Here is a 13650-nt window from a genome sequence, read left to right as displayed (position 1 = left end):
CATGCAGCGCATCGTCTGCGTCGCCGGGGCGCGCCCCAACTACATGAAGATCAAACCGGTGATGGACGCCTTGGAGCGCCGGGGCGCCGAGGTGGTCCTCGTCCACACCGGGCAGCACTACGACCCGGCCATGAACGACGTGTTCTTCGCCGACCTCGGCATCCGGCCGCCCGACCGTTTCCTCGGGGTCGGGTCCGGCACCCACGCCGAGCAGACCGGACGCGTGATGACCGCGTTCGAGCCGCTGCTCGGCGAGGTGTCCCCGGACATCGTCGTCGTGGTCGGCGACATCAACTCCACGCTGGCCTGCGCCCTCGTCACGGCCAAGGCCGGGCCGCTGCTGGCCCACGTCGAGGCCGGGCTGCGCAGTCGCGACTGGAGCATGCCGGAGGAGGTGAACCGTGTCGTCACCGACCGCCTCAGCGACTATCTGCTGGCGCCTTCGCCCGACGCCGGCGACAACCTGCGCGCGGAAGGGTACCGGGACGACCAGATCCACCTCGTCGGCAACGTCATGATCGACACGCTGCTGGCCAACCTGGAGCGGGCCAGGGCCTCGGATGTCCTGGGCCGGTACGGCCTGGCCAGGGGCGAGTACGGCCTGGTCACCCTGCACCGACCCGCCAATGTGGACGACCCCGAGGTCCTCGCCGCCCTTCTGAAGGCCCTGGGCGAGATCGCCGGCCGCTGCCCGCTGCTGCTGCCCGTGCATCCCCGCGCTGCGCAGCGGCTGGCCGACGTCGGCGTCCCAGGAGGCGTGCGGCTCGTGCCGCCCGCCGGATACCTGGACTTCATCGCCCTGCAGGACGCGGCCCGGCTCGTGCTGACCGACTCGGGCGGCGTGCAGGAGGAGACCACCGCGCTGGGCGTGCCGTGCGTGACCCTGCGGGACAACACCGAGCGGCCCGTCACCGTCGAGCAGGGCACCAATGTGCTGGCCGGCCGGGATCCGGCACGCATCGTGGCCATCGTGGACCGGGTGCTGGACGATCCGCCCGCGCCGCGCCGGCCCGAACTGTGGGACGGCCGCGCGAGCGACCGCATCGCCGATGTGCTCTTGGAAGGAGGCACGGCGAGCACACGGCCGAGGCCCACCGACCAAACGTTCCCCATATGATCCGCTTGCGACATATGCTCGTCGAACATCTGGTCGCGAGGGGGGACCACCATGGATCTGGCTGAGATATTCCGTGTCATGCGCAGGCGCTGGTACGTCCTGCTGCCCGGACTGCTGCTGACCGTCGGCCTGACGGTCGCCGTGGCCCTGCTGGTTCCCGTCACCTACCAGTCGCAGAGCACGGTGGTTCTCCTGAACTCCGAGAAGGCCACGATGGCCTACGACGGCAACCCCTTCCTCAGCACCCAGACCTCGCTCACCGGCATGGCCGACGGCCTGGCCCGCAGCCTCAACTCCGACGGCTCGGTCCGGCAGCTGAAGTCCCGTGGCGCCACAGGAACGTTCGCGGCCAAGCTCGCCGACAACGCGCAGGGGCCGCTGATGTGGCTCACCGTCACCGGCACCGACAAGACCGCCGTCCTGGCCTCGGACAAGATCCTCACGGCCTATGCCAAGCAGCGGCTGGACCAGTTCCAGCAACAGCAGTCGGTCGCCCCGAAGGCCATGATCCGTATGACGACCCTCGTCCCCCCGCAGAACCCGGTGGCGCAGACCAAGACCCGGCTCGAGTACCTGGTCATGGGCGGGTGCCTGGGTCTGGTGCTGAGCCTGGTCGCCGTCTTCTACGTGGAGGCGCGCCGTCGGCCGCAGAGGTCCGCCCGGCCAAAGGAGCCCGCGCAGCCGACGGCCGGGGAACCGGTCGCGGAACAGACCATCGCCCTCCGGCAGACGCCCAGTTGGTCGCGGTCCACCGAGAACAGGTCCGCCGCGGAGCCGAGGGCCGGGCGGCCCGTCGTGGCCGTGGTGCCCACCGCCGAGCCGCTCGACGAGGAATCGACTCATGGACAGCGTTCGCACACCGGACAGCGAGACCGCTGAGCCGAGCGACACCCACACCACCCCCGCTCCCAACTCCCTCGGCCGGAAGGTCCGTTCGGCGGCCCGCTGGAGCCTGATCAACACCGTGGTGATGCGCCTCGGCAATTTCGCCACCGGCGTCCTGCTGGCGCGCTTCGCCCTCGGACCGGCCCAGTGGGGCGTCTACGGCATGGCCCAGACCGTGCTCCTGGTCCTGCTCTCCGCGAACGAACTGGGCGTCAGCCTGGCCATCGTCCGCTGGGACGGCGACCCCCGCCGCTTCGCGCCGACAGTACTGACCCTGGCCACCGCGTCCAGCGGCCTGCTGTACGCCGCCCTCTTCGTCTCGGCGCCGACCGTGGCCCGACTGCTCGACTCACCCGACGCCTCGGGCGTACTGCGGGTCATGTGCCTGTGCCTGGTGATCGACGGGGTGGCCCAGGTCCCGGCCGGCTTCCTGACCCGGGAGTTCGCCCAGGGCAGGCGGATGCTCATCGACGCGCTCAACTTCGTCCTCAGCACCGCCGTGACGCTCGTGCTGGCCTTCGCCGGACGGGGCGCGATGAGCTTCGCCTGGGGCGCGGTCGCGGGCAACATCGCCGCCCTCGCCGGCTGCGCCGTGGCGGCCCCCGGCACTCTGCGGTTCGGCTGGGATCCCCAACAGGCCCGGGCACTGCTGAAGTTCGGTCTTCCGCTGGCCGGGGCGAGCCTCCTCGCCCTCGCCGTCGTCAACGTGGACACCATGGTCGTCGGCTCCACCCTCGGCGGAGTCTCCCTCGGCTTCTACGTCCTGGCGTTCAACATGTCGGGCTGGCCGGTGCGCGTCATCTCCGAGGCCGCCCGCCGTGTCTCCTTCGCCGGCTTCTCCCGTCTCGCCGCCTCCCCGCAGGCCCTCGCCCAGGGCTTCAGCCGCGCCCTGGCGGTGCTGGTCACCGGCACCGTGCCCCTGTGTGTCCTGCTCGGGGGCCTCGCCGCCCCGGTCGTCCGCCTGGTGTACGGCGGCAAGTGGGTGCCCGCCGCCGATGCGCTGCCCTGGCTGATGGCCCTGGGCCTGATCCGCATCGGCTGTGAACTCGCCTACGACTGCCTCGTCGCCACCGGGCAGCGCCGCTTGCTGATCCTCACCCAGGCTCTCTGGGTCGTCGCCCTCATCCCCGTCCTCGTCGTCGGCGCGCGCCTGGGCGGCATCGTCGGCGTCTCCCAGGGCCATGTGCTGGTCGCCGCCGGACTCGTCGTCCCCGCCTTCCTGTACGCCCTCGGCCGGGCCGGGATCGGCCTTGCCCCCGTCGCCGGGGCCTGCGCCTGGCCCTTCTTCGGAGGAGTCGTGATGACCCTGGTCGTCGTCGCGGCGAAGCGCCTTCTCGGCGACGGCACCCCCGCCCTGTTCGGCATCGGCACAGCCGCGCTGGCCTGCTACGTGGTGTGCGTGCTGCCCGGCCGCCGTTTCCTGCTGGGCTCCCGGACGCCGGAGACCGTATGACGAGACTCCGCCGTCTGCTCGCCGGCCTGGCCCTCCTGCTGTCCGCCGCCTGTTCTCCGGGCGCCTCGGGCACCGACTCCGCACCGCCCGCCCGGAGCCACTCCCCCGGCACGGCTCGGGCCAGCACCGCGGCGCCGGGCGAAGCCGGTTTCCCGGACGCCCGCACCACCGGTCCCCGCATCCCCCTGGCACCGCACTCCACGGGGAACATGAGCGTCAAGACCGACGGGACCGTCATCAAAGGGTGGGACGTCACCGGCTCACTCGACATCTACGCCGACGACGTGACCATCGTCGACAGCAGGATCACCTCCGCCAACTGGTGGGGGGTCAACCTGCGCCCCGGCCACCGCGGCCTGAGGATCCTGCACACCACCATCACCGCCGTCCCCGGCAAAGGCCCCGACAACGGCGGAGTGGACTACGCCGTCTCCAACATGGGCACCAGCTCCGTCGAGGTCGGCTGGTGCGACATCGCCGTCTTCGGCAACGCCCTCTCCATGGGCCAGGGTTACCTCCACGACAACTACGTCCACGACCTCGTCCCCTTCCGCAACAACGGCGGCGAGTGGCAGCACACCGATGCGGTGATCAGCGGCGGCGGCACCAAGGGCCGGCTGGTCATCCGTCACAACACACTGCTCAACCCCGTCGCCGTCGACCGGGGAGCGTCCGCCGCCCTGGGCCTGTTCGCCGACACCGGCCATGTGTCCAACACGGTCGTCGACGGCAATCTGCTGGCCGGCGGCGCGTACGCCCTCTACGGGGGTGGCGCGGGCGCCACCGGGATCCGGGTCACGAACAACGTCTTCTCGACCCGGTACCACCGCAACAGCGGCGTCTACGGGGCCGTCACCGCCTGGAACGCCGGCGGTCCCGGCAACGTCTGGCGCGACAACCGCTTCTCCGACGGCACCCCGGTCAGCCCCGAGCCGGCCGGCTGAGAAGGAGGATCATGCGACGCATCATCCGCGTCCCCTGGGAGGTCCTCAAGCGCACCTTCGGCTGGCTCGTCCTCTTCGAGCTTCGCAACAAGGTCCTGCTCCTCCCCTCCGCACTGCGGCTGCGCCGCTTCGAGACCGCGGAATCCCGCCGCCTCGCGGCTGCTGCCGCTTCCCTGCCCGCCGCCCTCGTCGCGACGGTCATCGCCACCCACCGACGCCCGGACGAGCTGCGGACGGCGGTCCGGTCGGCCCTGGCCCAGACCGTTCGCGATCAGGTCGTGATCGTCGTGGACGACGGTGCCGGTCTTTGCGAACTGCCCGACGATCCACGGCTCTTCGCCGTTTCGCTGGCGCGCAACACCGGCGTGGCCGGCATCGTGCGCAATGTCGGCATCCGCCTCACCCGCTCGCGGTACGTGGCGTTCCTGGACGACGACAACCTGTGGGAACCCGACCATCTGCAACGTGCCCTGGCGGTCCTGGAGTCCCCCGGCGGTCCGGACGGCGTCTACACGGCGCTGCGCCGTGTCCTCCCGGACGGGACCGAGCGGGACATCCTCTCCGTGCCGTTCGACCGCCGGCGCGCCGCCCGGGAATCCTTTCTGGACACCAACGCGTTCGTCGCCCGACGCAACCGGGCCCTGCACTTCAGCCGTCTGCGGCGTACCCCGGACGTGCTCCCGCGTGAGGACTGGGAGCTCGTGCACCGGTACAGCCGCCGCCACCGCGTGCGCCATGTGCCGTACGCCACCGTGCGGTATCTGGTGAACCCCGGGAGTTTCTACACGACTTGGTCCGGCTGAGCGTCCGTCGACCGGGCCTCAGGGGCCCGGCGTGACCTGCAGCGCGCCCGGCCTCAGCAGTGCGGTCGCCGCCGCGCGGCTGGCCTTCCGGCCGAGAAGAGCCCGCGATGTCTCGCGCAGGAACACGGCACCTCTGAAGCACGCGGTCGCGACGGCTCCGTGCCGCCGCCCGTACAGCCGCACCCGGTTGAGCGTGAGCAGGGTCCACAGTCGGGGCGAGACCTGGGAGTCGCCCCCCAGATGCACGGCCTCGGCCTTCGGCTCCAGTTGCGTGACGTATCCCAGGTCGCGTGCCCGCAGGCAGTACTCGGTCTCCTCCGAATAGAGGAAGAAGGACTCGTCCCACGGGCCACAAGCGGCCAGGCAGTCGGCCGAGACGGACATGAGCGCGCCGGTCGCCCAGTCGGCGCGCGTGGGCCGTCGATACGCGGCGGGGTCCGTGACGAGTTCGCTGAGGCGCGGGAATCGCCCGGCCCGGCGGTTGCCGATGACGGCCTCGCCGAGGGCCCTCAGCACGCTCGACTCGCGGCGCAGCGAGTAGTGGGGCGTGTCCCGGCCCTCTTCGTACAGCAGGGGCACGGCGATGCCCACTCCGTCGCCGAGGCTCTCGACGAGCCGTTCGGCGCAGCCTTGCCGCATACGGATGTCGGGGTTGCAGATGAGAGCGACCCGGTACTCACCGGCAGCATCCAGCGCCGCGTTGATCCCTGCGGCGTACCCGGCGTTGCGGCCGGTCTGGACGACGGTGGCGTCGGGGGCCAGGGCCTGGAGAACCTCGACGGTGTCGTCGGCCGAGTCGTTGTCGGCGACGACCAGCCGCCAGTCGAGGCCGGCCATGCCCTCGCCGAGCGCGGCGAGGAACCCGGGGAGCACCGAGGCGCTGTTCCAGGTGACGACGATGACGGCGACGGTGCTCATCGGGACTCCACGAGTTGGGGGAGCTGGACTTCTGGGGTCTCAACGGGGCCCTGTGCGGCAGCGGCAGCCTCGCGCCGTACAAAGCCCAGACAGCTGCCCCCCGCCCCCAGGATCAGGAAGAACATTCCGGCGAACATGGGGAAGCTGAGCGAGTCGAACGTGGCGCTGATGACCAGGGCGACCAGCGACGAGGCGAAGAACGCCTGGCCCAGCTCGCGGTCGGACTCGGTCCGGGCCAGGCGCCGGATGGCACCGCCGTGATGGATTCCGGTGATGAACAGGACGAGCAGGGCGACGAGCCCGAGCACGCCCATCTCGGCCAGGCCCAGCATGTACTGGTTGTCGGTGAAGAAGTACAGGTCGGGAGTGAAGGTGCCGAAGCCCCTCCCGAACCAGGGGTGTTCCTTCAGATACGGCATGATCGCGCTGTACTTGACCGTACGGGCCTGGGTGCTGCTGTCGGAGTTGGACAGGAAAGAGGCGAACAGAACCGTGATGGTGCCGATCAGCCCCGGCACGAGAACCTTGAAGACGGCCACGGAGGCCGTCATCACGCCGATCGCGGCCCAGCGGCGGGCCGGTTTCCAGCGCGGCACCATCACCAGCGCCACCAACAGCAGGCCGATGATCGAGGTCCGCGACACGGACAGGGGCAGCGCTCCGGCCATCAGCAGCACCGGACCCCAGCGGCGCAGCGCGTGGCGGTGGCGTCGTACCGGATCCAGGGCCTGCTGGATGGCGAAGGGCAGGAGGATCGCCAGCATGCCGGCGAACTCCAGCGGCTGGGCCGTGGTGGCCCGGGGCCGGGTGAAGGCGCCGCGGTCCATGACGCTCACCTGGGCCACGCTGGTCTGGAGGCCGGGGATGTGAATGGAGTCGGCGATGTTGGTAGCGGCGAAGAAGTCGTAGAACCCGATCGCGGCGACCACGGAACCCATGACGACCATCCGGCGCATCAGGACGTCCAGCCGCTCGCGCTTCTGTACGGCCGCCGAGGTCAGGACGACGATCGACACCCACACCAGGAATCCGATGAGCCCTCGGTCGGCCCCGAGGACCTCCTCGTGCGAGCTCTCGCGCATCGCGTCCGCGACGTAGGCCGTCAGGACGGCCAGCCCGAGCACGCACAGCGCGACCCGGGGGGACCTGGTGCCCGGCGCGGGAAGGATACGGCCGCCGAGCCAGGTCGCGAGGTACCACAACAGTCCCAGCAGGGCGAAGACGTTGGCCGGGGTGCCGACGCCGCCGAGCGCGGGCAGGGCCAGGTTCGACGGGATGAAGAAGGCCAGCACCAGGTAGACGGTGAGGATCGCCGTGGCGTCGACCCGTCGGCCGAGCACTCCTCGCTCGGTGGTTCGGGCGTCCTGTGGTCGCGGGGCGGGGGCGTTCCCGGCGCGCCGCCTGCGGCGGACCACCGCGACGCCCTCCAGCAGGATCGACAGCAGGAACGCGCTGACGACGCCCAGGATGACGACCGCCGCGATGTCCTGGTAGCGACTCTTGGACTTCGCCACCGGGGTCTGCGGCAGGACGACCGGCGCCGTCTGGACGAAGTAGGTGGGCGGGACCTTGGCGGCGGCCTGCAGGGCCTTGAGTTGTTCGCCGGCGAAGGCCGTCAGGGTGTTGGTCTCCTTGAGTACCTTCGCCCGGTCGGTGCCGGTGACGCTGAGCGAGAGGAGCGGGCTCTCGCTCTCCGGCGCGAAGCCGGCCGTGTAGGGATCCGTGACGCCACGGCTGTGCAACTCCTTGGCGGCGTCGGCCGATTCAAGGGTTCTGATCAGCACGTCGGCCGTGACGATGAGCGAACCGCCCGCATTGGAGATGGGGTTGCCGAAGGTGGGGGCCAGCCGGGCGACGGCCGAGGAGTCCAGCAGCGCGACCGAGCTCTGCGACTGATAGGAGACGGGCACGGTCACGTACAGATACGCGCCACCGAGCAGGCTGAGCAGGGTGAAGGGCACCATGAAGTACCAACGTCTGCGCAGAATGGCCCATATCTCACCAAGGCTCACGAACCAACCCCCCATTCGGTGGCATCCAGCCGCGCGTCCTGCCAGTATCGGGGGTGACGGAAGGAACTCGTATGTCGCCCGGGAACGTCGCCGATGCGCTGCTCCGTCGCTGGTACGTCGTGGTGGTCGCGCTGCTGCTGACGGCCGCCGGTGCGTACCACGTGGTGCGCCCGGCCCCCCAGTACGTCGGCTCCGCGGTGGTCGTCCTCAAGCCGCCGGTGACGCAGAACCAGCCCAACCAGCTCACCAATCTGCAGCCGCCGCTCGCCGTGGTCTCCTACGCGGTCGTCCAGCAGCTGCAATCCCCCGGCGGGGTGAGGGAGTTGAGCGCGGCGGGGGTCCACGGGACCTATCACCTCGTGCCCCGCAACAGCGGCACCAGCGCGACACCGCGCTATCTGATCCCTTCCCTGCAGGTGCAGTCGCAGGCGTCCGACCCCGACGCGGCCGTCACGGCGGTGCGCCGCATCATCGACGTCTACACCCAGCACGTCGAGGAGATGCAGACGGGTCAGGGAGTTCCCTCCGGGGCACGGATCACCGCCTCCGTACTGACCTCCCCGAGCGCCGCCGAGGTGCAGGGCACCAAGAGCCGGGGCCTGGCCGGCACGGCCCTGCTGGGCCTCGCCGGCGGGATCCTCGGCGCATTGTGGCTCGACCGCTATGTGATGAGGCGCCGTCAGGCCGTGCCTGCCCGGCAGGCCGGTCCCGTTCCCGTGGCCAACTGAGCCGTAACGGTCGCTCATCAGATTCCGCGGCGCTTCCACGACTCCCACCACAGCCACTCCCGGCCGCGCTCGGCCACGGCCGACCACACCAGCGGCTGCAGATACGGCATCGCCTTCGGACCGATCCGCCGCCTGAGCCGCAGCGCGCGGTACTCCGGCAGCGCCGCGTATCCCGGCAGACACTCCTCGGCGAAGGCCACGCACTCATCGACCGGTACGACCCCCGTGCGTCCCCGGTCGTAGGCACGGTACGCGCGGCGCAGCGCGAAGCGGGCGAGCCGGGTGTGCACCTGATCGGCCAGGCGGTCGGCGTGGGGCAGCCGGTCGGCGCATTTGGCGAGCACCGAGTCGAAGGCCACGAGACGCTGGCGCAGGTCGTCGAGCTGACCACCGAAGTCCGTGGTGGACATGTTCTTGCCGTGGACTCGGTAGAAGGCCTGGTCGGCCCCGCGTATGTAGCCGACGTCGGCGTGTGCGGCGAGCCGCATCCACATCTCGATGTCGCCGGCGTGCGGAAGGGCGGGGTCGTAGCCGCCGGCCTTCCGCTGGAGGCTGGTGCGGACGACGACCTCCGGTGAGGTGATGCAGCCCGTGCCCTCGCGGAAGCGCCGCTCCAGCCACCACTGCCCGGGATAGACGACCGAGCCGGTGCTCTGCGTACGGGCCCGTGGCCGCGGGCCGCCGTGCTGGAAGCGCAGGGGACGCCCGTAGGCGAACCCCGCCTCGGGACGGGCGTCCAGGAGTGCGGCGGCCCGGACCAGCGCGCCCGGCACCAGTCGGTCGTCGGCGGAGAGGAGGGCGACGTAGTCCCCGTCGGCCCATTCCAGGAGGCCCTCGTTGTAGGTGGCGATGTGTCCCTTGTTGGTTTCGTGGACGCGGACTTCGATACGCGGATCCGCGGCGGCCAGTTTCTGCGCGATCTCCGCCGAGTCGTCGGGCGAGGCGTCGTCGATGATGAGCACCCGGACGTCGACGCCGTTCTGCTCGTCCAGGACACTGCTGACGCAGTCGGCGAGGAAATGGCCGTACTTGTAGCAGGGGATGACAACACTGACGGTGCTCATCGGTGGGCAAGCCAATCCCCGGTGGCGGCCTCCGCGTCGGGCGGAGACCACCACCGGTGCGTTCGGGTCGGTCAGTTCTTCTTCTTGCGGACGGTCTCGCTGGTCAGGGTCCAGCTGTGGGACTTCACCGGGTGGCCGTGTCTGTCCCGGGCCGTGACCGTGACGGTGAACCGGGTGCCGTCCGGCAGCGGGACGGACAGGTGGACGGATACCTTGTGGGTGCCCCGGTCGTAGAAGGCGACGACCGTGACGTGGAGCTTCTTGGCGTCCTTGGAACCGCGCAGGATGGTCACTCTCGCCTGCACGGACGACACGGCGGCCTTGTCCGGCACCGACATGACGAGGGCGTTCGCCGCGTCGGCGGTGTGCGCCACCGAGGACGCGGTCACCTCCGAGGCGGTGGCCGTCGTCAGGGCGGCGCTGGGGTTGTCGGCGGTGAAGACCGGGCCGACCCAGTAGTTCGCGGATCCGTAGGAGCTGTTGGGGAAGGCCGCGTCGGCGCCGTACCGGTAGAGCCCGTTGTGGTGCGCGGTGGTGTCGGCGGTGGCGGTCAGCGGATACGACAGGTGGGCTGCCGTGAAGTAGCCGCCGTCCACCGCGTAGTTGCCGTTCGGGGCGTGGTAGGAGACGACGTACGGGGTGCCGGCGGTGATGGCGACCGGGGTGGCGAAGGTCAGCGTCTGCCAGCCGGAGGCCGTCTCGTTGGTGAAGGTGCCGGTGGCGAGCAGCGTCCCGGTGTCGGACCACAGGCTGCCGGTGTGCGTGCCCGTGTTGCCTGTGCCCTTGTAGAAGGTGACACCGGTGACCCAGCCGTCCGTCGAGGAGGTGAACCGGGTGCCGAGCTCGACGGAGTTGGCGTCACCGGTCATGTCGGTCGTGGCCGGCGTGACGGAGGAACCCCACAGCGTGCAGGGGCAGGTGACCGCGGGTGGCGTGGAGCTGGTGGTGAAGGACCAGGTCACCGGGTCCGCCATGGCATTGCCCCACACGTCGGAGGCCTGGACGGACGCGGTGTACGCGGTGTGCAGCTCCAGCTCCGTCGACGGAGCGAAGGTCGCCTTGTTCGACGCGGGGAAGGTGACGGCCCCCGGCACGGTGTTGCCGTTCGGGTCCTTCACGGTGAAGGTCACGCTGTCGGGGTCGACGGCCGAGCTGAACGTGGCCGACACCGGTGCCGTGATCGACGCGTCGGTCGCCCCGGAGGTCGGGGAGGTGGAGGTGACGGTGGGCGGGGTCGTGCTGGCCGTCGAAGTGTCCAGCACCACGTCGACCCAGTAGTTGCTGCCGGAGGACTGAGAGGACGGGAAGGCGCTGGTGGAGCCGTAGTGGTAGACGCCGTTGCCGCCGTCGGTGCCGGACTTCAGTGCCGTGAGCGGGGCGAGGCCCGCGTCGCTGCCGGAGAAGTAGCCGCCGTCGTAGGAGTATCCGCCGTTGGGGGCGAAGTACGAGGCGACATAGGTGGTGTTGGCCTTGACGGTCACCGGGGTGGCGAAGTTCAGCTGCTGCCAGCCGGAGGCCGTCTCATTGGTGAAAGTGCCGGTGGCCAGACGGGTGCCGGAGGCGCTCCACAGGCTGCCGGTGTGGGTTCCGGTGTTGGCGGGTGACTTGTAGAAGCGGACGGCGGTGATGGAACCGGCGACCGTGGTGCGGAACTTGACGCCGAGCTCGACCGAGCTGCCGTCGCCCGCGTTGACGGTGCCGGGCACGGCCGAGGCCGCGAACACGCTGCACGGACAGGCCTGGGGGCCGACGGTCACGGGGATCGTGGTCACGGCGCCGATATTGACGCTGTCGTCGACGGCACGGACCTTGATGGACGCCGGACCCGGGGTCGTCGGGGTCCAGCTGTAGCTCCAGGACGCGAGGCCCTTGGCGGCCTGCCAGGTCGTTCCGCCGTCCGTGGACACCTCCACGCGGGCCACCACGCCCCCGCCGGAGTCGGTGGCGGTGCCGGCGATGGTGACCGGCTTCAGCGCCGGGACGGTGACACCGGAGGCGGGGCTCGACACGGTGACCGCCGGGCCGGTGGTGTCGGTGGAGGCCCCGGCCGCGACGAGATTGCTCTGCAGGGTCAGCGGCTGGACGCCCATGTCGGCGAGGATGTTCACCGTCGCCTGCTGCATACGGGCGTCCTCGGTGACCACCGTGTCGGCGGGGTTGTACGTCGGGACGTCGGTCAGGCCCCACGACCACTGCACGGTCCCCGACCCGAACACCAGGGCCCCGGAGTCCTGGTCGCGGAACTCGACGAGCTTGTGGGTCGCCGTGCCGTTGCCGTAGACATTGCCCCAGTCCATGCGGAGCTTGCCGTCGTTGACGTCCACCGTCGTGGACGACACATCGATGGCTCCGGCGGGTCTGGTGCTGTTGTCGATGTCGCTGTCCCACTCGTAGCCGAGGGTGCCCGTCGGGAAGGTGGCGGTCTGGCCGGCGGTGAGGCTCGCGATGGAGGTGTTGCGCCAGATCCGGTTCCTGCCGTACGAGCCGGGGACCGTGATGGCGTCGCTGCGGTAGCCGTTCACCTGGAACATGGAGCCGGTGACGATGTTCGGCGGCTGGTAGTCCTGCCCGTAGTGGGTGCTGGTCGGGTCCATCCAGGTGCCGGTCCAGATGCCGCTGGGGTCGGCGATGCCGTTGTTCTGCGCCATCTTGGTCATCTTGTAGCAGACCAGGGTCCGGTCCGCCGTGTTCGTGCCGTCGATGCTCGGCGCGAGCCGGGTCTTCCAGAAGACCTCGTTGCCGCTGAAGAAGGCCTCCCGGACGCCGGCCTTCCGGGCCGCCAGGACGTTGGAGTACTGGCTCTGTGTCCAGTACTCGTCGTGGCCGGAGGACATGTACACCTTGTGCTGCTTCAGCAGGGTGGCACCGCTGGTCGACGACACGTCCACGCCGGACAGATAGCTGACGTCGTAGCCGTTGCGCTCCAGCCAGGACAGCATCATGTACTCGGAGCCGTAGATGCCGTTGTCGCCGCCGATGTCCAGCGGCCGGTTGTAGCTGACCTCGTAGGCCCGGCCGTCGGGCGCGGGCCCGGTGCCGCCGTAGAGGTCCTGGCCGCCGTAGTGGTTGTAGGCCTGCCAGGTCTGGTCGCTGGTCTGCACGACGACGCCGGAGGTGCTGGAGTCCTTGCGGACGACGAACGGGTACGGCATCAGGCCGTTGCCGTCCGTCTGCGTCAGGTTCGCGATGTACAGGCCGGACACGGCGTCGCTGGGCACTGTCCAGCTCGCGGTCACCGGCCAGTTGCCGCAGTCGACCAGGCCGGTGCTGCTCTTGGTGGTACAACTCGCCGGTTTGATGGCGTAGTTGGCCGGATAGGTCACGGCCGCCTGGGCCGCGGTGGACATCTCGCGCGCGCCGTCGCCGCCGTACCAGCCCAGCCGGTAGATCTCGATGTGGTAGGGGACTTTCGACTGGACCTTGAACTGGACGGTGTCGCCGGCCTGGACGCTCTCCTTGGTGGAGAAGCCCTGGATGTCGCCGTACGCGTTGGGCGAGAACCAGTCGGTTTTGGGGCTGCCCGGCTTGGAGTTCTCGCAGACGATCGGGTTCGAACCCGCTCCGCACGGGTCGGCTGCCGCCTGGGCGGTCGCGGCCTGCGGGAGAACCGCCCATATCAGTGCTGCTACGACGGCGAGGCGGCCGCCCCGGAGCCGTCTGCTCCATCTGTTCATGTGTACCTCTCAGCGGTGCTGTGCAGGACCGGCCCGTGCGGCCGGGGTGGAG

At 70.2% G+C, this 13650-nt stretch carries 10 protein-coding genes; 6 read left to right on the top strand and 4 right to left on the bottom strand.

Features of this window, described 5'->3' with window-relative positions:
• Nucleotide 1: 1 nt before the first annotated feature.
• Genes wecB through ACFYOH_RS39160 form a run of 5 tightly spaced genes read left to right on the top strand, consistent with a single transcriptional unit; the run spans nucleotide 2 to nucleotide 5202 of the window.
• Nucleotides 2–1117: a non-hydrolyzing UDP-N-acetylglucosamine 2-epimerase gene (wecB, locus tag ACFYOH_RS39180; RefSeq protein ID WP_388635830.1), complete on the top strand. Its 1116-nt coding sequence runs from the start codon at nucleotides 2–4 to the stop codon at nucleotides 1115–1117.
• Between the two features lie 51 nt (nucleotides 1118–1168).
• Complete coding sequence (locus tag ACFYOH_RS39175) at nucleotides 1169–1996, top strand: chain length determinant protein (protein ID WP_388635828.1); 828 nt, start codon at nucleotides 1169–1171, stop codon at nucleotides 1994–1996.
• Nucleotides 1959–3455, top strand: coding sequence for an oligosaccharide flippase family protein (locus ACFYOH_RS39170; protein ID WP_388635826.1), 1497 nt, complete (start codon nucleotides 1959–1961; stop codon nucleotides 3453–3455). Before ACFYOH_RS39175 ends, ACFYOH_RS39170 begins: the two co-directional genes overlap by 38 nt.
• On the top strand, nucleotides 3452–4399 hold the full coding sequence (locus ACFYOH_RS39165; RefSeq protein ID WP_388635824.1) for a hypothetical protein: 948 nt from the start codon (nucleotides 3452–3454) through the stop codon (nucleotides 4397–4399). Before ACFYOH_RS39170 ends, ACFYOH_RS39165 begins: the two co-directional genes overlap by 4 nt.
• Nucleotides 4400–4410: 11 nt before the next feature.
• Complete coding sequence (locus tag ACFYOH_RS39160) at nucleotides 4411–5202, top strand: glycosyltransferase family 2 protein (RefSeq protein ID WP_388635822.1); 792 nt, start codon at nucleotides 4411–4413, stop codon at nucleotides 5200–5202.
• Nucleotides 5203–5220: 18 nt separating this feature from the next.
• Here ACFYOH_RS39160 and ACFYOH_RS39155 read toward each other — a convergent pair whose 3' ends face one another.
• Nucleotides 5221–6120: a glycosyltransferase family 2 protein gene (locus ACFYOH_RS39155; RefSeq protein ID WP_388635820.1), complete on the bottom strand. Its 900-nt coding sequence runs from the start codon at nucleotides 6118–6120 to the stop codon at nucleotides 5221–5223.
• Nucleotides 6117–8084 carry an O-antigen ligase family protein gene (locus ACFYOH_RS39150; protein ID WP_388635818.1) on the bottom strand — a complete coding sequence of 656 codons (1968 nt, stop codon included), beginning with the start codon at nucleotides 8082–8084 and terminating at the stop codon, nucleotides 6117–6119. Before ACFYOH_RS39150 ends, ACFYOH_RS39155 begins: the two co-directional genes overlap by 4 nt.
• 119 nt (nucleotides 8085–8203) lie before the next feature.
• Between ACFYOH_RS39150 and ACFYOH_RS39145 the strand changes: the two genes are divergently transcribed.
• The gene (locus ACFYOH_RS39145) at nucleotides 8204–8860 is read left to right on the top strand and encodes a hypothetical protein (RefSeq protein ID WP_388635816.1); all 657 of its coding nucleotides are present in this window, start codon (nucleotides 8204–8206) and stop codon (nucleotides 8858–8860) included.
• A 17-nt stretch (nucleotides 8861–8877) separates the two neighbouring features.
• Here ACFYOH_RS39145 and ACFYOH_RS39140 read toward each other — a convergent pair whose 3' ends face one another.
• A complete protein-coding gene (locus tag ACFYOH_RS39140; RefSeq protein ID WP_388635814.1) occupies nucleotides 8878–9924 on the bottom strand; it encodes a glycosyltransferase family 2 protein in 1047 nt (348 codons plus the stop codon).
• A gap of 71 nt (nucleotides 9925–9995) precedes the next feature.
• Nucleotides 9996–13598 (bottom strand): DUF4082 domain-containing protein, encoded by a 3603-nt coding sequence (locus tag ACFYOH_RS39135; protein ID WP_388635812.1) that lies wholly within the window; start codon nucleotides 13596–13598, stop codon nucleotides 9996–9998.
• Between the last annotated feature and the right edge of the window lie 52 nt (nucleotides 13599–13650).

It is taken from the genome of Streptomyces sp. NPDC007856, assembly GCF_042868225.1.
In the GTDB taxonomy this organism is placed as follows: domain Bacteria; phylum Actinomycetota; class Actinomycetes; order Streptomycetales; family Streptomycetaceae; genus Streptomyces.
Note: the sequence above shows the minus strand (reverse complement) of the source record. Positions and strands in the feature narration are given on the sequence as shown.